Origin of the sequence: Nonomuraea montanisoli, assembly GCF_013363975.1 — a bacterium.
GTDB lineage: Bacteria > Actinomycetota > Actinomycetes > Streptosporangiales > Streptosporangiaceae > Nonomuraea > Nonomuraea montanisoli.
In genome coordinates this window covers 149954-173740 of record NZ_JABWGN010000011.1, presented here as the reverse complement: position 1 = coordinate 173740, position 23787 = coordinate 149954, and the positions used below count along the sequence as shown (strand labels likewise).

21 protein-coding genes are annotated in these 23787 nt (G+C 72.4%); 14 read left to right on the top strand and 7 right to left on the bottom strand.

Going from position 1 to position 23787, the window contains the following annotated elements:
• Positions 1–11: 11 nt before the first annotated feature.
• Positions 12–1046 carry a class II fructose-bisphosphatase gene (glpX, locus tag HTZ77_RS28325; protein WP_175592751.1) on the bottom strand — a complete coding sequence of 345 codons (1035 nt, stop codon included), beginning with the start codon at positions 1044–1046 and terminating at the stop codon, positions 12–14.
• Between the two features lie 84 nt (positions 1047–1130).
• The gene (locus HTZ77_RS28320; protein ID WP_175592750.1) at positions 1131–1535 is read right to left on the bottom strand and encodes a DUF4440 domain-containing protein; all 405 of its coding nucleotides are present in this window, start codon (positions 1533–1535) and stop codon (positions 1131–1133) included.
• Between the two features lie 181 nt (positions 1536–1716).
• On the opposite strand from HTZ77_RS28320, the gene HTZ77_RS28315 reads away from it, so the two are divergent.
• The 3 genes from HTZ77_RS28315 (at position 1717) to HTZ77_RS28305 (ending at position 3179) form a co-directional block, all read left to right on the top strand.
• Entirely contained in the window at positions 1717–2328 is a 612-nt protein-coding gene (locus tag HTZ77_RS28315) for a TetR/AcrR family transcriptional regulator (RefSeq protein ID WP_175592749.1), read from the top strand.
• 11 nt (positions 2329–2339) lie between these two features.
• Positions 2340–2870, top strand: a complete 531-nt coding sequence (locus HTZ77_RS28310; RefSeq protein WP_175592748.1) for a DUF4245 domain-containing protein — start codon at positions 2340–2342, stop codon at positions 2868–2870.
• Positions 2871–2942: 72 nt separating this feature from the next.
• Entirely contained in the window at positions 2943–3179 is a 237-nt protein-coding gene (locus HTZ77_RS28305; protein WP_175592747.1) for an exodeoxyribonuclease VII small subunit, read from the top strand.
• A 32-nt stretch (positions 3180–3211) separates the two neighbouring features.
• Here the strand turns inward: HTZ77_RS28305 and HTZ77_RS28300 are convergent, their stop codons facing one another.
• Positions 3212–3625, bottom strand: coding sequence for a nitroreductase family deazaflavin-dependent oxidoreductase (locus HTZ77_RS28300; protein ID WP_175592746.1), 414 nt, complete (start codon positions 3623–3625; stop codon positions 3212–3214).
• 111 nt (positions 3626–3736) lie between these two features.
• On the opposite strand from HTZ77_RS28300, the gene HTZ77_RS28295 reads away from it, so the two are divergent.
• The gene (locus tag HTZ77_RS28295; RefSeq protein WP_328808810.1) at positions 3737–4369 is read left to right on the top strand and encodes a TetR/AcrR family transcriptional regulator; all 633 of its coding nucleotides are present in this window, start codon (positions 3737–3739) and stop codon (positions 4367–4369) included.
• A gap of 2 nt (positions 4370–4371) precedes the next feature.
• Here HTZ77_RS28295 and xseA read toward each other — a convergent pair whose 3' ends face one another.
• Positions 4372–5667 carry an exodeoxyribonuclease VII large subunit gene (xseA, locus tag HTZ77_RS28290; RefSeq protein WP_235995268.1) on the bottom strand — a complete coding sequence of 432 codons (1296 nt, stop codon included), beginning with the start codon at positions 5665–5667 and terminating at the stop codon, positions 4372–4374.
• Between the two features lie 26 nt (positions 5668–5693).
• Positions 5694–6878 carry a hypothetical protein gene (locus tag HTZ77_RS28285; RefSeq protein WP_175592744.1) on the bottom strand — a complete coding sequence of 395 codons (1185 nt, stop codon included), beginning with the start codon at positions 6876–6878 and terminating at the stop codon, positions 5694–5696.
• Positions 6879–6978: 100 nt separating this feature from the next.
• On the opposite strand from HTZ77_RS28285, the gene HTZ77_RS28280 reads away from it, so the two are divergent.
• Positions 6979–7938: a 4-hydroxy-3-methylbut-2-enyl diphosphate reductase gene (locus HTZ77_RS28280; RefSeq protein WP_175592743.1), complete on the top strand. Its 960-nt coding sequence runs from the start codon at positions 6979–6981 to the stop codon at positions 7936–7938.
• A gap of 52 nt (positions 7939–7990) precedes the next feature.
• Here the strand turns inward: HTZ77_RS28280 and HTZ77_RS28275 are convergent, their stop codons facing one another.
• Together HTZ77_RS28275 and HTZ77_RS28270 are read right to left on the bottom strand one after the other, a co-directional pair.
• Positions 7991–8485, bottom strand: a complete 495-nt coding sequence (locus HTZ77_RS28275) for a DUF6542 domain-containing protein (RefSeq protein ID WP_328808809.1) — start codon at positions 8483–8485, stop codon at positions 7991–7993.
• Between the two features lie 41 nt (positions 8486–8526).
• Positions 8527–9783, bottom strand: a complete 1257-nt coding sequence (locus tag HTZ77_RS28270; RefSeq protein WP_175592741.1) for a DNA recombination protein RmuC — start codon at positions 9781–9783, stop codon at positions 8527–8529.
• An 81-nt stretch (positions 9784–9864) separates the two neighbouring features.
• Here HTZ77_RS28270 and HTZ77_RS28265 point away from each other — a divergent pair, with 81 nt between their 5' ends.
• From HTZ77_RS28265 to HTZ77_RS28225, 9 genes are all read left to right on the top strand, one after another.
• Positions 9865–10599, top strand: a complete 735-nt coding sequence (locus HTZ77_RS28265; RefSeq protein ID WP_175592740.1) for a hypothetical protein — start codon at positions 9865–9867, stop codon at positions 10597–10599.
• 82 nt (positions 10600–10681) lie between these two features.
• Complete coding sequence (gene ychF / locus HTZ77_RS28260; protein WP_175592739.1) at positions 10682–11758, top strand: redox-regulated ATPase YchF; 1077 nt, start codon at positions 10682–10684, stop codon at positions 11756–11758.
• Between the two features lie 103 nt (positions 11759–11861).
• Positions 11862–12512, top strand: coding sequence for a flavin reductase family protein (locus HTZ77_RS28255; protein ID WP_175592738.1), 651 nt, complete (start codon positions 11862–11864; stop codon positions 12510–12512).
• Positions 12513–12608: 96 nt separating this feature from the next.
• Complete coding sequence (locus HTZ77_RS28250; RefSeq protein ID WP_175592737.1) at positions 12609–13022, top strand: hypothetical protein; 414 nt, start codon at positions 12609–12611, stop codon at positions 13020–13022.
• A gap of 624 nt (positions 13023–13646) precedes the next feature.
• Positions 13647–14468 carry a conjugal transfer protein gene (locus HTZ77_RS28245; protein WP_328808808.1) on the top strand — a complete coding sequence of 274 codons (822 nt, stop codon included), beginning with the start codon at positions 13647–13649 and terminating at the stop codon, positions 14466–14468.
• 81 nt (positions 14469–14549) lie between these two features.
• Positions 14550–14795, top strand: coding sequence for a hypothetical protein (locus HTZ77_RS28240; protein ID WP_205303807.1), 246 nt, complete (start codon positions 14550–14552; stop codon positions 14793–14795).
• A 55-nt stretch (positions 14796–14850) separates the two neighbouring features.
• A complete protein-coding gene (locus HTZ77_RS28235) occupies positions 14851–18600 on the top strand; it encodes a TcpE family conjugal transfer membrane protein (RefSeq protein ID WP_175592735.1) in 3750 nt (1249 codons plus the stop codon).
• A gap of 47 nt (positions 18601–18647) precedes the next feature.
• Positions 18648–21122 carry an ATP-binding protein gene (locus tag HTZ77_RS28230; protein ID WP_175592734.1) on the top strand — a complete coding sequence of 825 codons (2475 nt, stop codon included), beginning with the start codon at positions 18648–18650 and terminating at the stop codon, positions 21120–21122.
• Positions 21119–23785 (top strand): type IV secretion system protein, encoded by a 2667-nt coding sequence (locus HTZ77_RS28225; protein ID WP_175592733.1) that lies wholly within the window; start codon positions 21119–21121, stop codon positions 23783–23785. The genes HTZ77_RS28230 and HTZ77_RS28225 overlap by 4 nt, the downstream gene beginning before the upstream one ends.
• Positions 23786–23787: the final 2 nt, after the last annotated feature.

Here is a 23787-nt window from a genome sequence, read left to right as displayed (position 1 = left end):
CGCCCGCGGCCTCAGCCCGCGGTGTCGAAGTTGATCGCGCTGTAGGCGCGCAGCTTCCAGAGCTGGTGCTCGCTGTCGACCTTGCGGATCGTGCCCGAGCGCCCGCGCATGACCAGCGAGCTGGTCATCGCCACGCCCTTGCCGTAGCGCACGCCCTGCATCAGCTCGCCCTGCGTGATGCCGGTCGCGGCGAAGAACACGTCGTCGGAGCGGACCAGGTCGTTGGTGGTGAGCACCTTGTCGAGGTCGTGCCCGGCGTCGACGGCCCGCCCGCGCTCGGCGTCGTCGCGCGGCCACAGCTTGCCCTGGATCACGCCGCCCAGGCACTTGAGCGCGCACGCCGCCACGATGCCCTCGGGGGTGCCGCCGATGCCCATCATCAGGTCGATGCCCGTGCCGACGCGGCCGGCCATGATGGCGCCCGCCACGTCGCCGTCCACGATGAACTTGATGCGCGCCCCGGTCTCCCTGATCTCCTTGACGAGCTGGTCGTGCCGGGGCCGGTCGAGCACCACGACCGTGACGTCGGAGGCCGAGCAGCCCTTGGCCCGGGCCACCGCCGCGATGTTGGCCGCGACCGGCGCCTCGATGTCCACCACGTCGGCCGCCTCCGGCCCGGTGACCAGCTTCTCCATGTAGAAGACGGCCGACGGGTCGTACATCGAGCCGCGCTCGCTCACCGCGATCACCGACACGGCGTCGGGCATGCCGAGCGCCGTCAGCCGGGTGCCGTCGATGGGGTCGACGGCCACGTCGCAGTCGGGCCCGCTGCCGTCGCCCACGTGCTCGCCGTTGAACAGCATCGGGGCGTCGTCCTTCTCACCCTCGCCGATGACGACGACGCCGTTCATGGACACCGTGTTGATCAGTTGGCGCATCGCGTTGACCGCGGCGCCGTCCGCCCCGTTCTTGTCGCCCCGGCCGACCCAGCGGGCGGCGGCCATCGCGGCCGCCTCGGTGACGCGTACCAGCTCCAGGGCGAGGTTGCGGTCGGGGGCGTGCTCACCCGTCGCCAGCGCTGGGGGTACGGTCGTCTGATCGGACATGATGGCGGGCCCTCCTCGTGGACAACTGACTCGATGGTAGTCAGGTACCCAAGGTCACCCGAGAAATGGGCCGCGTGAACGCGTCTACACGTCGTCCCAGGCCATCGAGCTCATGCGCCAACCGACGGGCGTCCGGACGAACTGGGTCGTCTTGTGGCCGGAGCCCTCGAACCACTCGCCGTCCAGGAAGCCCGACTTCCGGTACTCGCTGAACCGGTGGGCGATCGACCCGAAGATCTCGGTCCGCTCGGCGACCTCCCACTCGGAGAACCCGGTCAGCGTTCCGTCGGTGAGGATCTTCTTCCGGGGGTCGATGAACGCGTCCAGGTCGTAGACCACCAGCTCGTCCCCGACGTTCTTGATGATCATTCCTTGCGGGATGAAGAGCTCGCGGACGACGTCGACGTCCGGCCGCGCGCCGCCCGTGTTGGTGAACGCCCCCATGAAGGCGCGCATGAGCTCGTCGATCTCGGCCTTGACCTCCGGCACGGGTACCCCTCCCACGGGTGGAACGCCTGGCGCCCGATGATCTCGTGACGCCGTCGTGCCGACAAGCCGGGGGTGCGCGGCGACGGCGCCGAGCCGTCCCGGAGGCCACGTCCGTGTACCCCGGCCGGGTGGATGCCGGTTGTCCATGTATCCCCGGACAGCGGAGGATAATGTGCCTGCCATGAGCAGCGATGTGGAACAGCCGGTCACAGCCCGCACCTCCGAGCGGGGCGCTGCCACGCGCACCGCGCTACTCAAGGCCGCCAAAGAGGTCTTCGTGTCCAAGGGCTTCGCCGAGGCCGGCGTCACCGACGTCGTGGGCCGGGCCGAGGCCAGCGTGGGCAGCCTCTACCACCACTTCTCCGGCAAGGCCGACCTCTATCTCACGCTGTTCGAGGAGTTCCAGGCCAAGCAGGCCCAGCGCACCAGCCAGGCCGCGCGCGAGGCGCGCGCCGAGGGCGAGAGCGACCCGATGAAGGTGTTCATCCGCGCGGCCCGGGCCTACCTCGACGGGTGCCTGGAGGAGCGCGAGGTGGCCGCGCTGTTCCTGCGCGGCGACGGGCCGCCCGGCTTCGAGGTGGTCATGCGCGACCGGCTGCGCAAGTGGGCCGAGCGCAACGCCGCCCTGTTCGACGACGACGAGGGCGCGCTGGTCGTGGTGATCACGGGCGCGCTCGCGGCGGCGGTGTCGGAGGTCGTGCGCACCGGCGACCGCGACCTGGCCGAGGACGTGCTCGCCATCATCGGCCAGATCCGACCGGCCGCTTCGGCGACCGGTGCGGCCAACGGGTAATCTCGCCAGGTGTGCGACGGTTCACTGAGGGGTTCTACGGCTACGCGGTAGCGCTGTTCGTCTGCCTGGGGGCGGCGGGCCTGTTCCTGCTGGTCGCACCGCAGAGCCGCCAGGAGCACATCCCCCGGCGCGACTACTCGATCACCGTCGCCAACTTCGCCCGCACCGTGCCGTACCAGGTGTGGGCCCCCAAGCAGGACCCGGCCGGCTGGATCCCCAACAGCAACCGCATCGCCAAGGGGGAGAGCGGCGCGCAGGTCCTTTCCATCGGCTACGCCACCGCCAAGCGCGAGCACGCCATGCTGATGCAGAGCGACGAGAAGCCGGCGGCCGGCTTCGCCAGCCGCATGGCCAACACCGACAAGGCGATCGGCGGCCAGCAGGTCGCCGGGCAGACGTGGGAGCGCCGCTTCCGTGAGGACAAGAAGCAGCGGTCGCTGGTGCGCGTCCTGCCGGACGTGACGCTCGTGGTCACGGGCACGGCCGACTGGCCCGAGCTCGGCGAGCTGGCGGCCGCGCTCCAGCAGCGCCCGAAGAGCTGACCCGGTCGCCCCGGGGCAGGCGGAGCGGCGGGGCTTGGCTCGTCCGCGCGCCCGTGACTCTAGGGTGGTGACGTGGCAGACGAGAAGACGCCCTCATACGAGCAGGCCCGCGAGGAGCTGACCGAGGTGGTGCGCCGCCTGGAGACCGGCGGGCTCACCCTGGAGCAGTCGATCGAGCTGTGGGAGCGGGGCGAGAAGCTGGCCGCGATCTGCGAGGAGTGGCTGCAGGGGGCCAGGGTCAAGCTCGCCGCCGCGATGGCCCGCCGCACCGAGGCGGGCGCCGCCCGCGACGACGACGCCCCCTTCTAGCCCCTCTCCCGCCGTCCTCCGGCAGGCCGGTGTCAGGCGGGCTGAAGGTCGAGGGCGACGACGGGGATGCGGCGCTCGGTCTTCTCCTGGTACTCGGCGAACCCCGGGGCCTGCTCCACCATCCGGGCGTAGAGCCGGTCGCGCTCCTCGCCCTCCACGACCTCGGCCTTGGCGTGGTACGTCTCGGTGCCGATCTCGGCCGTGGCCTCGGGGTGGGCGACCAGGTTGAGGTACCAGGCGGGGTGGTGGTCCGCGCCCGCGTAGGACGCGATCACGATCACCCGCTCGCCGTCCTTCAGGTACATCACCGGCGTGGTGACCTGCTTGCCGCTCTTCCTGCCCGTGGTGGTCAGCAGCACCAGAGGGGCGCCCTCGAACATCCCGCCGACCTTGCCGCCGTTGGCGCGGAACTCGTCGATCACCTGCTGGTTGAAATCGTTGGCCATGACCGTGCTCCTTGAACCGGAAACTTCTCCGTTTGTATGTCAGCCCAGCCTAAGCGGAGAAAATTCCGGTTACAAGCTGTTCCGGGGAGAAGGCGGAGGTATGCTCTGCGCGTGTGCGGACGTGAGCCTCTGCCCGTCCTCGGGCAGCCCCAGCCCGAACGCGCCGACGCCGCCCGCAACCGCCGGCGCATCATCGACGTCGCCTCCCGGCTCATCGCCGAGCGCGGCGCCCACCAGCTCTCCCTGGACGAGGTCGCCCGCGAGGCCGGCGTCGGCGTGGGCACGGTCTACCGCCGCTTCGGTGACCGGACCGGGCTGGTGTGGGCGCTCATCGACGAGCACGAGCGGCGCTTCCAGGTCGCCTTCATGACCGGGCCGCCGCCGGTCGGCCCCGGCGCGCCCCCGGACGCCCGCCTGCGCGCCTTCCTGCGGGCGCTGGTGGACCGGATGGTGGCGCAGCAGGACATCTACCTGCAGCTCGAACTGGCGGCGGCCAAGGCGCCGGGGTACAGCGGGCCGTACCGGATCCACCACACGCACGTGGCGGCGCTGCTCGCACAGGCGCGCCCGGACCTCGACGCGGGCTTCTTCGCGGACGCCCTGCTCGCCCCCGTCAACGTCCGCCTGATCCACTCCCAGCTCGTCGAGCGCGGCAGGTCGCTGGACGCGTTCAAGGCCGGGCTGGACGCCCTGACCGCGGCCGTCCTCCACGCCCCGCACGGCGGGCGCCCCGCCGAGGCGTAGCGTCAGCCCTGGTCGGCGGCCGGCTTGGTGCGGGGTTTGCGGGCTCTGGCGGGCTTCGGCTGGTCCTGCGGGCTCTCGGGGGAGTCCTCCGCGTCCGGGCCCAGGGCGCGGACCGAGAGACGGTCGTCGGTGAGGCGGATCGTCAGCAGCGCTCCCGGTGAGACGTCCTTGGCCAGCCGTACGACGTCGCCCGAGGGGTGCTGGACGATCGCGTAGCCGCGTTCGAGCGTGGCGGCCGGCGACAGCGCCACGAGCCGGGCGCGCAGGTGCGTCAGCGAGTCACCGGCCCGGTCGAGCGAGCCCGCCAGCGAGCGCCGGGCCCGGTCGCGCAGCGCCTCCGCCTGCTCCGCGCGCCGTTCGAGCTCGCGCACCGGGTCGGCCAGCGACGGCCGCGAGCGGGCCGACGTGAGCCACGACATCTCCCGGTCGAGCCAGCCGTTCAGCACCCGCCGCCCGCGGTCGCGGAGCTGACGCACCAGCGTGAGCTGCTCGCCGACGTCCGGCACCACCTTCTTGGCGGCGTCGGTGGGCGTGGAGGCCCGCACGTCGGCCACCAGGTCCAGCAGCGGGCTGTCCTGCTCGTGGCCGATCGCGCTCACCACCGGGGTACGGCAGCCGGCCACGGCCCGCACCAGCGTCTCGTCCGAGAACGGCAGCAGGTCCTCCAGCGAGCCGCCGCCCCGGGCGATGACGATCACGTCCACCGAGGAGTCGGCGTCCAGTTTCCGCAGCGCCTCGGTGACCTCGCCCACCGCGTACGGCCCCTGGACGGCGACCTCCTCGACCTTGAAGCGCACGGCGGGCCAGCGGCGCCGGGAGTTCTCCAGCACGTCGCGCTCGGCCGCGGAGTCACGACCGCAGATCAGGCCCACGGTGTCCGGCAGGAACGGCAGCCGCCGCTTGCGGTCGGTGTTGAACAGCCCTTCGGCGGCCAGCAACTGGCGCAGCCGCTCCAGCCGGGCCAGCAGCTCGCCCACGCCGACCGGCCTGATCTCCAGCGCGGTGAAGGCGAAAGACCCTCGGTTGACCCAGAAGTCGGGCTTGACGTGGACCACCACGCGGGCGCCGTCGGCCGGACGCGGCACGGCCGCCTCGTACACGCCGCGTGGAGCGGTGACCCGGGCCGAGACGTTGGCCACCGGGTCGCGCAGCGTCAGGAACACCGTGCCGCCGCGCGCGCTCAGGTCGGTGATCTGGCCCTCCACCCAGACCGTGCCCAGCTTGCCGATCCAGCCGCCCACCATCTGCAGGACGGTGCGGATCGGCAGCGGGGACTCGGGCGAGGTCTTCGTGGTCATGCCGGAAGACTACGGGGCCGCGGCGGCTATTCCCCGGCCTGGAGCTTGGCCAGGCGGTTCTCGAACATCTTGATCACCTCGGGGCGGCCGGCCGTGGCCTGCTCGTACGTCAGCAGACCGCTGATCTGCTCGGCGGACTTGCCGCGCATCCTGGCGCGCAGGGAGGCCACCGTCAGCTCGGCGTAGCCGGGCAGCGGCTCGGCCAGGGTGGTAGCGCCGGCGGCCCCGTCGGCGGCCTCGGCGGCAGCGGCGGCTTCGGGGGTCGCGGCGGCGGCCTCCGCGAGCGCGCCGGTCGGCTCGGCGGCCGGGGTGGCGGGCGCGGCGGGCTCAGCGGCGGGCTTGGCGGCGGGCTTGGCGGTCTTCGCCGGCTTCGCGGCCTTCGCGGCGGTCTTGGCCTCGGCCTTCGGCTTGGCCTCCGCCTTGGCCTCCGTCTTGGCTTCAGCCTTGGGCTTGGCCTCGGCCTTGGGCTTGGCGGTGCGCTTCGCGGCGGCCTTCGGCTTCGCCTCCGCCTCGGGCGCGGCCGGCGCCCCGTCCACGGTCTCCGGCTTGACCTCCGGCTTCGTCTCCGGCTCGGCCTCTGCGGCGGGAGCGGGCTCGGGTGTCACGGTGACCGGCTTGGCGGCCTCGGCGGGCTCCGCGCCCGGCGCGGGCTCGGCCGCGGCGACCGGCTCAGGCGCCTCGACGGGCTCGGGTGCCGCGGCGGGCTCGGGGGCGGCGACGGGCTCGGCGGCGCCCGACTCCGGAGCAGCAGCTTCCGGAGCAGCAGCTTCCGGAGCGGCGGCCTCAGGAGCGGCGGCCTCAGGGGTGGCGGGCTCGGGGGTGGCGGGCGCGGCGGGGGCCTCCGCGGCCGGCTTGGCGGGGGTGAAGATCACCGGTTCGGGCCTGGTCTTGGTGGCGGAGCCGTTCTGGTCCCCGGTCTTCTCGGCGGCGGCGCCGGACGGGCGCGGCGCGAAGATGACCGGCTCCTTGCGGGCGGGCCGCTCCTCCTCGACCGGCGCGGCCGTCTCACCGGCCGCCGCCGGGGACCGCGTCTCGGTCTCCTCCTCCTTGGAGCCCAGCCCCTTGATGGAGTTCTTCATCCGGTCCACCAGCAGCAATCCCTGCCCGAATGCGCTCAACGTGGACTGGACGACGATGAGAGGAAGCTCCTTGGCCTTCTCCTTGTCGGTGACGGTCTTGGCGATGTTGCGTATCACGTCGCTGAGGGACATGACGTCTCCCTGGGAGGTCTGTATCGGAGGGCCAGTGTGGCAAACGGCGAGCAGGCGTGCACGCGCGGTCCTGTCCGTCCTCCACGTAGCATTACCAAGTATGGAGCCCCGTACTTCCCGCAGAGTCCTCGTAGCCAAGCCCCGCGGCTACTGTGCCGGCGTCGATCGGGCCGTGGTCGCGGTCGAGAAGGCTCTGGAGCAGTACGGAGCGCCGATCTACGTCCGCAAGCAGATCGTGCACAACACCCACGTCGTCCAGACGCTGGAGGCCAAGGGCGCCATCTTCGTCGAGGAGACCGACGAGGTGCCCGAGGGCGAGATCGTGGTGTTCTCCGCCCACGGCGTCTCCCCGGCCGTGCACGGCGAGGCCAGGCAGCGCGGGCTGCGCACCATCGACGCCACCTGTCCGCTGGTCACCAAGGTGCACAACGAGGCCAAGCGGTTCGCCGCCCAGGACTACGACATCCTGCTGATCGGCCACGAGGGCCACGAGGAGGTGGAGGGCACCTCCGGCGAGGCGCCCGACCACATCCAGCTCGTCGACGGCCTCGACGCGGTCGGCGACGTCCAGGTGAAGGACCCGTCCAAGCTGGTCTGGCTGTCGCAGACGACGCTGTCGGTCGACGAGACCACCGAGACGGTCGCCCGGCTCAAGGAGCGCTTCCCGACGCTGATCGACCCGCCGAGCGACGACATCTGCTACGCCACCCAGAACCGCCAGGTCGCGGTGAAGGAGATCGCCGCCCAGGCCGAGCTGGTCATCGTCGTCGGCTCCGACAACTCCTCCAACTCCAAGCGCCTGGTCGAGGTGGCCAAGGACCACGGCGCCGACGCCGCCTACCTCGTCGACAACGCCTCGTTCATCCGTGACGAGTGGCTGGAGGGCGTCACCACGGTCGGTCTGACCAGCGGCGCCTCGGTGCCCGAGGAGCTGGTCGACGAGGTGCTCGCCCATCTGGCCCGTCACGGGTTCGGCGACGTGGAGCAGGTCGAGTCGGTGCAGGAGAGCATGCGCTTCGCGCTGCCCCACGAGCTGCGCAAGGACCTGCGCGCCTCCTGACCCGGCTCGCGGCCCGGGCGGCCCTCCGGGGTCACCGGGCGGCCCCCCGGGGTCAGTCCTCGGTCTGCGTCCGGGGCGTGCCGTAGACCCGGGGCTCGAAGTAGCCCTCGGGTTCCGGCTCGTACGCCTGCTTGCGTGACGGGCGGGCCGTCTCGGCGCCCGCCCGCAGCTCCTCGCGCAGCTCGCGCACGTTGTCGCGCAGCCCGCGCCGCAGGGCCACGCCGAGCACCACGGCCGAGCCCGCGAACAGCCAGGGCGCGCCGGCCGACAGTGACGAGTACAACCCGATCGCCAGCGACTGCGCCAGCTTGCCGGAGCCGAGCGCGCGGACGAACTCGACGACGAGCGTCGCCGCGAAGAACACCAGCGGCGGCGTCACCACCAGCGACAGCAGGTCGCGCGGGTTGACCAGCAGCACGCCGACCAGGCTGGCCGCCACGAACACCGCGCCCACCAGGAACGGCAGGTCGAGCGGCCCGGCCAGCGCGTACGCGGCCACGGTGACGGCCAGGGCGAGCACGATGGCGCCGCGGGCGGTCAACTTCACGCCCGAGCGCCTGCCCTTCTCACTCACCGGCCCCCGCCCCCTTACTGCGATCCGTTGGCCAACTTACCGTTGACCGGGGAAATCAGAGACGGGGTTTCCAGCAGTTCGGGTGAGGCGAGCGCCCTCGGCAGGCCCTCCAGCATCTCGGGTGAGCCGAGCTCGCCATCCACGACGCCCAGATCGTGCAGTTTGCGCGCGCTGACCAGCACGCGGCTCTCCAGGGATCCCACGGTCTTGTTGTACGCCTCGACGGCCCGGGTGAGCGACTTACCGAGGGTATCGACGTTCCTGCCCAGCGACGCGAGCCGTTCGTACAGCTCCTTGCCCAGCTCGAACACGGCACGGGCGTTCTCACTGAGCGCGGCCTGCTGCCAGGCGTAGTGCGCGGTGCGCAGCATGGTGATGAGCGTGGTCGGGGTGGCGATGTGCACGCGCCGGGTCATCGCGTACTCCAGCAGCCCCGGGTCGCGCTCCAGCGCCGGGGCGAGGAACGCCTCGCCGGGGATGAACAGGACCACGAACTCCGGCGACGGGTTGAACGCCTGCCAGTAGGACTTGCCCGCCAGCCGGTCGATGTGCTCGCGGACGTGCCGGGCGTGCGCGTCGAGGCGTACGGAGGCCAGCGACTCGTCGGACGCCTCCGCGGCCTCCAGGTAGGCGGCCAGCGACACCTTGGAGTCGACGACGATGTTCTTGCCCCCGGCCAGCCGCACCACCATGTCGGGCCGCATGGAGCCCTCGGTGACCTGCTCGTCGAAGTCGCAGTGGCGCTGCATGCCGGCGATCTCGGCGACCCGGCGCAACTGCAGCTCGCCCCACCGGCCGCGCGCCTCGGGCCGTTGCAGGGCGCGTACGAGGGCCGTGGTCTGCGAGCGCAGCTCCTGGCTGCTCTGCCGGACGAACTCCATCTGCTTGGCCAGCTCGGCGCGGGCGGCGCGCTGCCCCGCCTCGGTGTCGCGAAGCTGCGCCTCGACCCGGGCGAGCGCGTCCTTCAGCGGCTCGACCAGGTGCTCGACCGCCTTCCTGCGCTGGTCGAGGTCGCCCGCGGCCTCGGCGCGGGTGGCGGCCAGCCGGGTCTCGGCGAGTTCGAGGAAGCGCAGGTTGTTGACGTCGAGGGCACGCGTGGACAGGGCCTGGAAACGCTCGGTGAGCTGATCCTCGACGTATGCGAGCTTCTCGTCCGCGGTCCTGGCCCGCGCCTCCGCCTCGGCCACCCGCACCGCCGCCCTCGTACGGGCGATCAGGAAGCCGATGGCGAGACCGGCGGTGAGTCCGACGAGAAGCGAGACGACGTCCATCACAGCGATGATGGCAGGATCGCCCGGCCCGATCGGCGAGACACGCTTGCGCGACCCTCCACCGTCACGCAGAGTACCCACATGACTACTGGTTTGCGCACGGCGCTGTCGCTCGCCGTGGCGGCCCTCGGGGTGGCGGGCGTGGTCGTGCTGGCGGGAACGGCCGTGCGCACGGGGCCGTCCGCTCCCGACGCGACCAGGGCGCCCCTCCGCTGGGAGCCGGGCGCCTGCGTGAACGGCTCGGACGCCGGTTACGTCCTGACGCCGTGCAACGGGGGGCAGTACGAGGTGCTGGCCATCGCCGCGGACCCGCCCGGCCACGGCGGCTGTCCCGACGAGACCGACGACGTGGTGCGGGTCGGCGACGGCCGCACGGCCTGCGTCCGCTCCTACCTCGACCCGCACCTGGGCGCGCCGGGCGCCGGCGGGGGCATGCTCAGGGCGGGCGACTGCGTCACGCTCGACGGCCGCGAGCGGCCCTGCGCGCAGCGCGGCTGGTACGGCAGGGCGCTGGCGATCGAGACGCGGGCCTCGTCCTGCCCCTCCGGCACGCTCGACACGGTCGGCGCCGGTCCCGTCGCCTGCCTGGGGCCCGGCGGTCAGGTGCTGGACCGCGGCATGTGCGTGGCCAGGCCGGCCGGAGAGACGGTGGACCGCGCCGCGATCACGCGGGTGGGGTGCCGGTCGCGCGGCGCGTGGGCGCGGGTGACCTCGTTCGAGGCCAGGCCGCGGAGCTGCCCGAAGGGCTCGCAGCGCTACCTGCGGGCCCGGGGGGCCTACCGGCCGGTGACCTGCCTGCGTCTCGTCAGCAAGTAGACTCGCTGGACGTGAGCGAGCGCAGCCAGGCAACCATCACCAGCAGCGGCCGGGGGCTCGTGCGGCCGGTTAAGGAGCACGCATGAGCCTGTCCATCGGCATCGTCGGCCTGCCCAACGTGGGCAAGTCCACGCTGTTCAACGCGCTGACCAAGACCGGCAACGCGCTGGCCGCCAACTACCCGTTCGCCACCATCGAGCCCAACGTGGGCATCGTCGGCGTGCCCGACGACCGGCTGCCCAAGCTGGCCGCGATCTTCGACTCGGCGCGCGTCCTGCCCGCCAAGGTGGAGTTCGTCGACATCGCCGGCCTGGTCAAGGGCGCCTCCGAGGGCCAGGGCCGGGGCAACCAGTTCCTCGCCAACATCCGCGACACCGACGCGATCTGCCAGGTGATCCGGGTCTTCAGCGACCCCGACGTGACCCACGTCGACGGTGAGATCTCGCCCAAGCGCGACATCGAGACGATCAACACCGAGCTGATCATGGCCGACCTGCAGACGGTCGAGAAGGCCGTCCCGCGCCTGCAGAAGGAGGCGCGCAACAACAAGGACAAGAAGGCCGCGCTGGAGGCCGCCGAGAGCGCCCTGAAGGTCCTGGAGACCGGCAAGACCATCTTCGAGAGCGGGCTCGACGGCGAGGGGCTGCGCGAGCTCCACCTGCTGACGGCCAAGCCGTTCCTGTACGTCTTCAACCTCGACGCCGACGAGCTGACGGACGCCGACCTGCGGCGGCAGCTCGCCGACCTGGTGGCCCCGGCCGAGGCGGTGTTCCTCGACGCCAAGATCGAGTCGGAGCTGGTCGAGCTCGACGACGAGGAGGCGCTGGAGCTGCTCCAGTCCGTCGGCCAGGAGGAGTCCGGCCTGTCCCAGCTCGCCCGGGTCGGTTTCGAGACGCTCGGCCTGCAGACCTATCTGACGGCCGGGCCCAAGGAGACCAGGGCCTGGACGATCCGCAAGGGCGCGACCGCGCCGGAGGCGGCCGGGGTCATCCACACCGACTTCCAGCGCGGCTTCATCAAGGCCGAGGTCGTCTCGTTCGACGACCTGATGGAGTCGGGCTCGATCGCCAAGGCGCGCTCGCTGGGCAAGGCGCGCATCGAGGGCAAGGACTACGTCATGCGCGACGGCGACGTGGTGGAGTTCCGCTTCAACGTCTGAGGCCGCACGCGTACGCGAGGTCCGATTTCCACCGGCGTCCCGCGTCCGGATCGGGGAGAGTCGTCACGACCGACCCCTATGCGGAAGTTGAGGACCAGCGGGAATGCACACGATCTCCGACCTGAAGGTGCTGTACTTCGGCACGCCGGTGGTGCTGATCGGCTCGCGCAACGAGGACGGCTCGTCCAACCTCATGCCGATGTCGTCGGCATGGTGGCTGGGCGACCACGCCATGCTCGGTGTGGGCAACAGCTCCCAGACCTCGGCCAACCTGGCCCGTGAGCGGGAGTGCGTGCTCAACCTGGTGCCGTCGTCCCTGGTGGACGCCGTGGACCGGCTGGCGTTGCTGACCGCGAACGCGGTGATCAACGAGCGCCGGGTGGAGCAGGGCTACCGGCACGAGCGGAACAAGTTCGCGGTGGCGGGGCTGACCGAGCAGGCGGCCGACCTGGTGAAGGCCCCGAGGGTTCTGGAGTGCCCGGTGCAGCTCGAATGCGTCGTGGAGCAGGCCCACCCGTACGGTGGCCCGGACGGGAACGTGACCGCCTTCGAGGTCAGGGTGGTGCGCGCGCACGTGGACGAGGAGCTGATCATCCCCGGCACGCACTACGTGGACCCGGTGGGCTGGGACCCGCTGATCATGAAGTTCTGCGAGTTCTTCGGCGGCGGGTCCAACCTGCGCCCGTCGCGCCTGGCCAAGGGCTGGCGGATGCCGCACCGGCTGGAGCGGGAGGAGGGCGCCGCGCGCGGTTGAGGGTTCGGCCACCCGGGAAAAGGATGAGGCGTCAACCACTTTGGGCACCTAAGCGTCGAATCGTCACGGCGTTCACGCTGACTCGGGAGGGCCCTCATGATCCGTCGCATCATCCGGAAACGACGTCCCGCACCCTCGCTCACGGGGATCACCCTTGAGGAGGAGCTCGCCCTGCTCAGGGTCGAGCTGATGTACGGCCTGCGGGTGAACCGCGAGGCGTACCTGCGCAGGAAGGCGGACGAGCGGGAGGAGCTGGCGATGTGGATGCGCGAGCGCGACGCCGCCGGCATGCTCGCCGAGCTGCGCGGCACCCTGGAGCGCACCGTCCCCCGGCGCGACCTGCCCGCACCGGTCGTCCGCGACCTGTCCGCCACGGCGGGACGCGATCTGTCCGCCACGGCGGGACGCGATCTGTCCGCCACGGCCGGGCGTGACCTGCCGACCGCGGCCCGGGACATGCGCGCCGTGCGCGGCCCGGCCGCCGCGGGAGACTCCGAGCCGGCCGCCTGAGCCCGTTCTCTCAAGGGTTGCCGGCTGCGTGTACGCGGAGCGCGTAACGCCTCCTCGCGACCCCCGTTCCGCGGTATAGGCGCTGATCAGGCCGCACGCCCGTTGAGGCGTGCGGCCTGCCCGTCTTATACCAAATACGCAGGTCGCGACAGTCCCTACGCCATTTGGACAGGAACCTCTGGCCGCCGGGTAATGCGACAAAGGGCATCTGGCCTGGTCAAATGCCTATTCCGCGCGTTCGGCGCAAGAACCAACACTCCGGGCAGTCATGCGTACTCGGTTTGCCCCCGGGCGGCGATGCCTGCAGCATGGGCGTGGCTTTCCTGGAACAATGGCGGAGACCGGATAGGGTGACTGCTTCACCACGGATGATGGGGATCGGCAACGGACGACACCGCGCCAGCCGGGGGGATTGGCGCGAGCGGAGGCGTGATGGCTCGTAGGTCAACCGTCCAGCACGGTCCTCGGATCGCTGGCGACCCCGAGCTTTCGGCGCGCCCTGAGCTCTCCGACTACGACCTTCCGCCCGCGCGGCGGCCGCGCCGCGGGCGCTGGTCGGGTGGCGGCGGGCGCTGGCTGGTCTGGATGGGCCGCGCCATTCTGTGGGCGCTTATCGTGGTAATCGTGGTCAATGGGGTCCGTGCACCATTTGAGCGGTTTACCCAGCAAAACGCCCCCGCACCGAATGCGTCCCCCGCGACGGGCACCGGATTCCCCACCCAGCGCGGCCTGGCGTTCGCCGCCCAGTTCGCGGGCGTCTATCTGAATTTCAGCCCGGCCGACGCCACGAGCAGGCAGGGCAAGCTCGCCGCGTTCCTGGCCGAGGGCATGGCGCCGCAGCTCGGGTGGGACGGCAACGGCAAGTTCGCCGCCGTCGCCATCCAGCCGTACGACATCAAGGCCGAGGACGCCGACAACGCCGTCGTCTCGGTCGCCTTCCAGTCGGGCACGCGCAGGATGCTGCTGTCCGTGCCGATCTACTACTCCGGCGACGACGCCGGCGGCCGGTTCGTCGTCTCGGGCAGGCCCGCGATCCTGCCCGCGCCCGCGCCCGCCGACCTGCCCCAGGTCGCCGCGGCCGAGACCGACGACGTCGCCGAGGCGGAGCTCAAGCCCCAGATGGAGGGCTTCTTCAAGGACTACGCCTCGGGGGACGCCGCGGGGTTGCAGCGCTATCTCGCCGTCGGGGCGAGCGTGCCGAGCTTCGGCGGCGCGTTCACCTTCGGCGGGTTGCAGGATCTCGTGGTGCCTGTGGGGGGTGCCACCCGCGAGGTCGAGGCAGTGGTGGTGTGGGTCGTGCCCGGCGCCTCGCCGTCGGCCGACGCCGGCGCCGACGCGAGCGCGGCGGCCGGCCGCATCGAGCAGGCCTACCGCCTCACCGTCGAGAAGCAGGGCGACAAGTGGTACGTCAAGGACATCCGCGGTGCCGGTCGGGCCGTTGGATAGACGCACGACCGCGCTGCTGATCGGCACCCCCCGGGAGGACAAGAAGTGATCTTGAAGACCATAGTGCTCAACCTGATCCACATGACGCCGTCGCCCGCGCCGACCGGCGTCAACACCGAGGGGCTCGCCGACTTCCTGCGCGCCTTCTTCGCTCCGCTGTTCCTGGTCGTCGTGTCGGTGGTCGCGCTGTTCTTCCTCTTCACCCGCGAGATCACCAGATTCGTGCAGTTCCTGATCCTGGCCGTGGCCATCGGCGTGATCTTCTACGTGCCCAACATCATCGAGGTGACGGCGAAGGCGATCGCGGGCGCGCTAGGCATCAAGTAGAGGATTGAGACCGCTTCACGGCGGTCATGAACGAGCGGGTGGAGAGGAGGACCGCGTGGACCTGCCCACGTACACGAACATCTGGCGCATCGAGAAGCGGCTCTACAAGCTCTACGACCTACGGCTGCCGATGCCGCTGCCGATCGTCTGGATAGGCGTGTTCGTCGGGGTCTTCGTCCCGTGGTCGCTCCTGCTCGTGCTGGTCGGCGTGCCCGTGGCCATGCCCTGGCACGTGCTGTTCCTGGTGCCGCCGGGCATCGTCACCTGGCTGTCGACCCGTCCCGTCATCGAGGGCAAGCGGCTCACCGAACTGCTGGAGTCCCAGCTTCGCTACCTCGGGCAGCCGCGCGCCTGGTACCGCCTGTCGCCGATGTCCGAGCCCGAGACCGTCAGCTTCTCCGGGCGCATCTGGCACACCGCGCCGGCTCCCGTACGCGTGAAGCGCCCGAAGAAGGCCCGCAAGGCCGGCGCCGCGCAGCGCAGGTCGCGGGCCGTCGAGGCGCCCGCCGGGCCGCGCGCCGTGCGCCCCGCCGTCGCGGCCGCCGCTGCCGCCGCCGCGCAGGCCCCGGTGGCCGAGCCCACCCCCGTCACCGCCGCCGGCAACGGCCGCACGGGCCGCGGCGTCACCGCCAGGCGCGGCACGGCCCCCGCCCTCGGCCACCGGGACGAACCGGTGACCGTGCAGGGGGAGGCGTCGACGGTCACCCTCCGGGGCGACGTCACGGTCGGGGGTGACGTGACGGTACGGGGTGACGTCCACGTGGAGGGCGAGGTCACCGTACGAGGGGAGACGCCGTCGCCGGTGCGGTGGGGCGAGCTGTACGGCGAGGAGGGGGCGGAGCGGGCCTCGGGTGAGGACGTGCGGCTCGCGGACGGAGGCGCGCCCGAGGAAGAAGGCGACCGGCCCAAGGATCAGGACGTCGCGGGAGAGGCCGACCGTGCGCCGGGGCGCGGTGAGCTTGCCGAAGACCCGGCACACCGGGACGTCTCTGAAGGCGGCGGGGAACGCGAGCCCGCCGCGCGGCGTGACGAGCGCTCAGGAGCCCGTCAGGAGCCCGTGGTGGGCAAGCCCATCGACACGGAGGCCCTCCGCCGCCTGCGCAAGCTCGCGGCCAGCGCCGACCCGCAACGCTCAGCCTCTCGCGGCGGCTCACCCGCTGTGCCCGGTCAGAGCTCGTCCACGCGGCCTGGTCAGGGTTCGTCCGCGATGCCTGGTCAGGGTTCGTCCGTGTCATCCGGTCAGGGTTCGTCCGCCTCGTCCGGTCAGGGTTCGTCCGAGCCGTCCGGTCGGGGTTCGTCCGCGATGCCTGGTCAGGATGCGTCCGCGCTTTCCGGCCCGCGAAGCGACGCGCCCGCGCCCAACCCGCAACCTGCTCCGTCCGCGCCCAGTCCGCAAGCTGGTCCGTCCGTGCCTGGCGCGCAAGCCGACGCACCCGCATCGTCCGTGTCGCAGGAGGTGTCGCGGTCCGTCGGTCAGCCCGGCGGGTCCCCGCAGGCTGCGGAGGTTCGCGGCGACGCCTCGCCGCGAATCGGTCTGCCGGAGTCGTCAGAGACGCAGGAGGTGTCACCAGCGTCCGTCCGTGAGGCCGGAGGGGCCACGCCGTCCGAGGAGGCCTGTGGCGACGCCTCCTCGCTTGCTGACGTCTCCTCGGCTGCGGACGCCCCAGCACCTGCCGACGCCTCAGCACCTGCGGCCGCCTCCCCGTCTGCCGGCTCTTCCCCGTCTGCCGACGTCTCCACTCCCGCCGACGTCTCCACTCCCGCCGACGTCTCCACTCCCGCCGACGTCTCCACCCCCTCCGATGTCTCCACCTCCGCCGACGCCTCCCCGTCTGCTCCGGTCACGCCGTCTGTTGAGGTGATCCCCTCTGCCGAGGGCGGCGCCGCTCGCGGGGCGGCTGCTCAGGGCAGTTCGGTCCCGGGCGCGGCGGCTTCTGGCGGGGCGGTCTCGGGCGCAGCTTCTGGGGCGTCCGGTGGGACGGCCGCGCGTGGTGAGGGGCGGTCGGGCAGCGCGGAGCGGCGTGACGACGAGGCGGCGCGCATGCAGCACCGCAAGGGGCAGCCGCCCCGGCAGGTGTCGCCGATGCCGGGCACGCAGCAGGGACGGCCGTCGCAGGGGTCCGGTACCAAGTCCGGCGCCAAGCCCGTTCGGCTCGTCCCGTCGGTCCTCAACGTCCCCGATGCCAAGCAGTCGGACGCTCGCGAGCCTGTCGCCCCGACACCGGGCGACGACCAGAACGTGACGCCGACGCCCGGCGGCCTCGACGTCCCCACGCACGAGAATCGCGACGTCCCCGTGTCCGGGAATCGCGCTGCGCCCGCGCCCGTAGACCGTGACGTCCCGGCGTCCGTAGACCGTGACGTCCCGGCGTCTGGAAACCGCGCTGCCCCCGCACCCGTGGACCGCGACGGCCCCGCCCTCGAAAGCCGTGACGCGTCCGCGCCCGAAGACCGTAGGACGCCCGCGACGAGCGGAGGCGAGGCAGCGTCCACGACGAGCGAGCGCGACACGTCCACGACGAGCGAGCGCCGGAATGCGCGCACCTCCGGCGACGGCGAGCGGCCCGCTCCCGCGCCCGGCCACCGTGAGCAGGCTGCTCCGGGTGATCGTGAGCAGGTTGCTCGGGGTGATCGTGAGCAGGTTGCCTCGGGTGACCGTGAGCAAGCTTCACCCAGTGACCATGACCGTGAGCGGGTCGTCCCCGGGTCCGGTGAGCGTGAGACGGTCGCCATGTCCCGGGAGGGCGGTCCTCAGGCGTCCGGCGCGCCGGCCGAGGGAGCCGGCGGTGCCGGGCAGCCCGGTGGGCGGCCGGTGCAGCGGGTCGGCGGGGGCGGGTCCCGTGAGGGGCGCGTGCGCAGGGTCGAGTCCGTGGTCGGCCGCGACTCCGGCGGGTGGCGGCGCATCGCCCAGGTCGTGGTCGGCGGCGGCGGGGTGCGCAGCGACGGGTCCGAGATCGACGAGGCCCGGGCGCGGGGCGTCTTCAACGGCAGCCGCAGGATCGTGGTCCTCGGCTGCACCGGCGGCGCCGGTCAGAGCACGACGGCCCTGATGCTGGGCCACACCCTGGCCAGGTACCGCGACGACAAGGTGATCGCCGTCGACGCCAACACCGGCGGCGAGACCCTGACGAGCAGGGTGGCCCCCGAGACGCCCGAGACCCTGGCCTCGCTGCTGGCCGGGCTCGACCACGTCGGCGGCTACCTGTCGATGCGGGGCTACACCACCCGCACCGCCTCCGGCCTGGAGGTGATCGGGGCCGACACCGACGCCGACGCCGAGCGGCGCCTGTCGGACCGCGCGCTCTTCTCCGACCACCGCCTCGGCCAGGTCATCCACCTGCTCGACCGCCACTACAAGCTGACCGTCGTCGACCCGGCCGCCGCGCTGGCCGCCCGCGTCCTGCCGTACGCCGACCAGCTCGTCCTCGTGGTCCCGGCGAGCGAGGAGGCGGCGGAGGCGGTGGCGATGACGTTCGAGTGGCTGGACGGGCACGGCTGCGCCGATCTGCGCAGGCGGTCGGTCATGGTGGTCAACGGGGTGAGCAGGCGCTCGATGTCCGACGTCGAGCAGGCGGAGGCGGTGGCCCGTGGCAGGTGCCGGGCCATCGTCCGGGTCCCCTGGGAGGACGACCTGGCGCCGGGGGGCGCCGAGCTCGTCGACCCGGGGCAGTTGCGCGCGGCCGGGCGCCGGGCCTACCTGGCTCTCGCCGGCGTGGTGGTCGCGGGCTTCGCGGCACAGTCCGTCCGAGTGAGCGAAGAGGAGTTGGCGAGTGACCCCCCGGGCACGAGAATCGGTGAGCGTTAAGTGAACGAGCGAGCGGGGACGCCCGGCTCATGCGCCGAGGGGGTGGCATGAGCCGGGCGTCCAGAGCGCACCAGCGCCTCGCGGTCCGCTACTTCGACGACCGCATCCTGCTCACCGACACCAGCGCATGGGCGTACTTCCGGCTGCCGACGGTCAGCTACGAGTTCGTCACCCCCGACGAACGCGAGGCGCTGGCCACCAACATCACGATCGCGCTGGCCGCGATCCGGATGCCCGACGCCGAGGTCCACCTGCGGGTGGCGCACCGCACGTACCCGGCGGCCGAATGGGCGATGGCGCTGAACGGCACCTCCGACGAGGGGCCGGGCTGGCGCGACTACCTGGAGGAGATGTACCGGCACGTCTGGGCGAAGGACTTCTGGACGAAGGAGGTCTACCTCGGCGTACGGCTGGGCCCGCGCGGCCGGCAGATCGGCGGCGGCGTGCTGTCGCAGCTGTTCGGCTTCTACCAGCGCACCGAGAAGGTGCTCGGCATCGATGACGACCACGTGCCCGACGGCGAGATCGCCCGCTGGACCGAGCAGGCCGAGCGGCTCGGCCGGGCGCTGGCCTCCAGCGCCCTGTACGCCCGGCACGCCACCTCGACCGAGGTGGCGTGGTTGTTCCAGCACGCGGCGGCCGGCGGCATCGGCGACCCGCCGCCGTCGGCCAGCCCGAAGCGGCGCTGGGGCAAGGGCGAGATCGAGTCGCTGGTCGAGGGGGAGATCCACAACGGCCGGTCGCTGCTGCGCATCGTGCAGCCGCAGGGCGACTCGTACGTGGCGCACCTGTCGTTCGCCCGCTTCCCCGACCTCATGCCGTTCCCGGACGGCGAGCCGTGGATGCACTTCGCCGACCAGCTCCCGTTCCCGGTGGAGATCTCGTCGCGGATGCGGCTGATCCCGCCGGTGAAGGCGTCCAAGGACGTCGCGCGCAAGCTGGCGCACGCCCGCGACATGGACATCCACATCCGGGAGGCGGGCGCCGAGGCGCCGATCGCGCTGGCCGAGCAGATCGACGCCGCCCGCATGCTGGAGCACGGCATCACCAAGGAGCGGCTGCCGTTCGTGTACGGCTGGCACCGGCTCATCGTGGCGGCCCCGACCGAGGACATCTGCGTGCAGCGGGTGGAGGCGGTCGTCGAGCACTACCGCGACATGGGCATCGACGTGGTCAACTCGACCGGCGACCAGTTCTCGCTGTTCTGCGAGGCGCTGCCGGGCGAGAAGGTACGGGTCAACGCCTACGCCCAGCGTCAGCCGCTGCGCACGATCGCGGGCGGCATGTTCACGGCCACGGTCGATCTCGGTGACCGGCTCGGCGAGGGCAGCGAGGGCTGGCACGGCCCGTACATCGGCGAGACCGTGGGCCGGGCGCGCAGCATCGTCCACTTCGACCCGCTGGTCGCGGCGACCCGCAACCGGCCGACGGCCATCGCGATCACCGGCGAGCCGGGCGGCGGCAAGACCACGCTCGCGCTGCTGATGATCTACCAGATGGCGTTGCGCGGCGTGACGGTGGCGGTGATCGACCCGAAGGGTGACGCCGAGTCGCTGGTGGAGCTGCTGCAGAAGCGGGAACGCAGGGCGCGCGTCATCCCGCTCGGCTCGGCCGCGCCGGGGCTGCTCGACCCGTTCTCGTTCGGCGACGACATCGCGGCCAAGAAGACGATGGCCACGGAGACGCTGCGCCTGCTGCTGCCGCGCATGTCGGAGGAGCGGGAGTCGGCGATGATCCAGGCCGTCGCCGCCGTGTCCAACCAGCCGGACCCGTCGCTGGGCAAGGTCGTCGAGTTCCTGGAGCAGTCGGAGGACGCGGCCTCCAAGAACCTCGGCGCGGTGCTGCGCTCCATGTCGGAGATGCACCTGGCGAGGCTGTGCTTCGACCCGTCGGGCGGCGAGCAGATCGACAGCGAGGGCTGGACGACGGTGTTCACGCTGGGCGGGCTGACGCTGCCGGACGCGGCGACCGGCCGCGACGACTACTCCTACGAGCAGCGGCTGTCGGTGGCGCTGCTCTACCTGGTGTCACAGTTCGCGCGGCGGCTGATGAACGGGCTCGACCGCCGCGCCCCGAAGGCGATCTTCCTGGACGAGGCGTGGGCGATCACGTCCACGCCGGAGGGCGCCAAGCTGGTGCCCGAGGTCAGCCGGATGGGCCGGTCCCGCAACACCGCGCTCGTCCTCGTGTCGCAGAACGCCGGCGACCTGCTCAACGAACAGGTGACCAACTGCCTGTCGTCGGTGTTCGCGTTCCGGTCCACCGAGCGTGTCGAGGTGGACCACGTCATGTCCCTGCTCGGGGTGGAGCCGTCGGAGGAGCACAAGGCGGTGCTGCGCTCGCTCGGCAACGGCGAGTGCGTCTTCCGTGATCTGGACGGCCGGGCCGGCCGCATCGCAGTGGACCTGATCTCGGAGGAGCTGCTGCGCTGGCTCGACACGAATCCGACCCACGACAAACCCGGCGACAGCGGGCATGATCTTCAAGGGGGAGTGGGCCGAGCGCAGGAGGTACGGTCATGAAGGTCCGGCTACCCAGGCGGCTCGCGCTCGCGCTGGCCCTGATCGCGGGCATCCTCGTGGTCCCGCTCGTGGTGGGCGGGGTGTCGCCGGCCGCCGCGGGCCCGTGCGACCTGTCGCCGGCGCTCACCCCCGAGGTGATCGGCAGCGGCGTCGACGGCATGATCCAGCCGCCGAAGCCCGAGGGCACGGTTCCCGCTCCGGTCACCAACTACGCGCAGTTCGGCATGAGCGGCCAGTTCTGGCACACCTACGGACTGGGCTGCTCCGACATCGTCGCCGTCCTCGGCAACGGCTGGGCCAACACGGTCTTCCTGTGGGCCAAGGCGATCGACCGGGTGACGATCACCACCTACCAGGCCGCCGCCACGGAAGGTCCGCTCCAGTCCATCAAGGACGTGGTGGACGACATCGTGACGAACCTGTCGGAGGCGATGTACTGGCCGTTCCTCCGCCCGATCGTGATCCTCGGCGCGATCTGGCTGGCCTGGTACGGGCTGATCCGGAAGCGGGCCACGACCACGGCCGAGGGCGTCATCTGGATGGTGCTGGCGGTCACGGTCGCGACCTGGTTCTTCAGCCGGCCGGGTGACTTCACGGGCCTCGGCAAGGTCGTCACGGACAAGACCGGTGAGGTGGTCAACTCCGCCTTCTCCGGCCTGCCCGGCGCGGGCGGCGCGTCCTGCCTGCCCGGTCCCGGCCAGACCAATCCCCAGGTGAAGGCCGGCGGCTACGGCCAGACCGGCACGCCGGGCGTCGACCAGAACGCCGACGCCCTGTGGTCCACGCTCGTCTGCAAGCCGTGGCTGGTGGGCCTGTTCGGCACGGCCGACCCGAACGCGCCGGTGGTGCGCGACTACGGCCGGCTCATGCTGGAGACGCAGGCGATCCCCGCGCCGCAGGCCGGCCAGCAGGCGGCCGACGCGGGGGCGCACCAGGCCAAGTACGCCGAGATCGCCGAGCAGCTCAAGAACGACCCGCGCTTCGCCATCTTCCAGGGCAAGGACTGGACCTCCCGGCTCGGCGTGGCCATCGGCGCGCTCATCGCGGCCCTGGTCGCGGGCGTGCTGATCTTCCTGGTGGCGGTCTCGCTGCTGGTGCTCAAGGTCGGGTTCCTGCTCCTGCTGATCCTCGGCCCGGTGTTCCTGCTGATCGGCGTGCACCCGGGCAGCGGGCGCATCATCGCGATGCGCTGGGTGGAGATGCTCGTCGGCACGCTGCTCCGGCAGGCCGTGCTGGCCCTGGTGCTGGGCGTGCTCGTGTACGGCTACGCGCTGATCATCTCGACCGCGATGCCGTGGGGCCTGCAGATCCTGTTCATGGCGCTGCTGACGATCGCGGTGTTCTTCTACCGCAGGCCGTTCCAGCACCTGTTCGCCTCCATGAACGGCCACACGCTGGCCACCCGCATGCTCGGCGAGGCGGCCAGCTCCCGCACGCTGGAGCGGTCGGCCGTGGCGCTGCCGCCGGTGGCCTCGGCCCGCATCGGGCGCTGGGGCGTGCGCAAGGCGGAGCCGTTCATCCAGGCCGCAGCGACCGGCGCGGCGGCGGGGACGGCCGCGGCGAGCGCGGTCGCGCAGGGCCGGGTCCGATCCGAGGAGGCAGCGGCCGGCGCGACGCAGCAGGGCACGCGGGTGCCCGCCACGGCGGCTCCGCTCGGCACCGACCAGCAGGGCGGCAAGGCGGCGTCGCGGCAGGTGCCCGCGCCGCGTCCGGGGTCGGCGCCGCCGCTCAACCTCGGCGGCACGCCGGCCCGGGCGCGCGGCGCCGGGGCAGCCGGTGGCCCCCGGGCAACGGGCGGCGCGGCCGGCGGCGCTGGGGGTGCTGCGGGTGCTGCGGGTGCTCCAGGCGGCCGGAGCGGTTCGGGGGGCCGGGGCGGTGCCGGCGGTTCGGCGGGTGGCGCGGGGCCGCGCGTGTCCGGCGGCGGTCCGCGGGTGTCGGGCGGCGCCGGGGCGGCGTCCCGGCTGTCGGCCGCGGCGGGCGGCGGCAGCGGCAGCGGCCATGGCGGCTCGTCCGGCGGCGGGTCGGGCGGCTCGGGTGGTTCCGGTGGCTCGGGTTCGGCGGGCGGCGGCTGGTTCGGCGGCCGGTCCGGTGGCGGCTGGGCCTCGCGCGCCGGCCGGTCGGGCGGCTCCGGTACCGGTGGCGGGGTCTTCGGCGGCTCCGGATCAGGCGGGTCGAGGTCGGGCGGGGCGAGGTCCGGGGGATCGAGGTCCGGCGGTTCCGGCGGTGGCCTGTTCGGCGGTGGGTCCGGGTCGGGCGGGTCGAGGTCGGGCGGTTCCGGCGGTGGCCTGTTCGGCGGCGGCTCCAGGTCCGGAGGGTCCGGGTCGGGCGGGTCCGGGTCGGGCGGGTCGAGGTCCGGTGGTTCGGGCGGCGGTCTGTTCGGCGGCGGGTCCGGTTCACGCGGCGGCGGGTCCGGGTCGCGCGGTGGTGGGTCAGGTTCACGCGGTGGCGGAAGCAGGAGCTCCGGCGGTTCCGGGTGGGGCGACTCGGGTGGTTCGCGCTCGTCGGGCGGCGGGATCTTCGGCGGGTCGTCGCGTGATGGGTCGCGCGGTCGCGCGGAGGAGCCGCCCCCGCTCTGGCTGCCCAGCCGGCGCGGCAACGGCTCCGGCGGTGACGAGCCGCCCGTGCCGTTCTGGCTCAAGCCCGGCAGTCAGGACAAGGACTGACG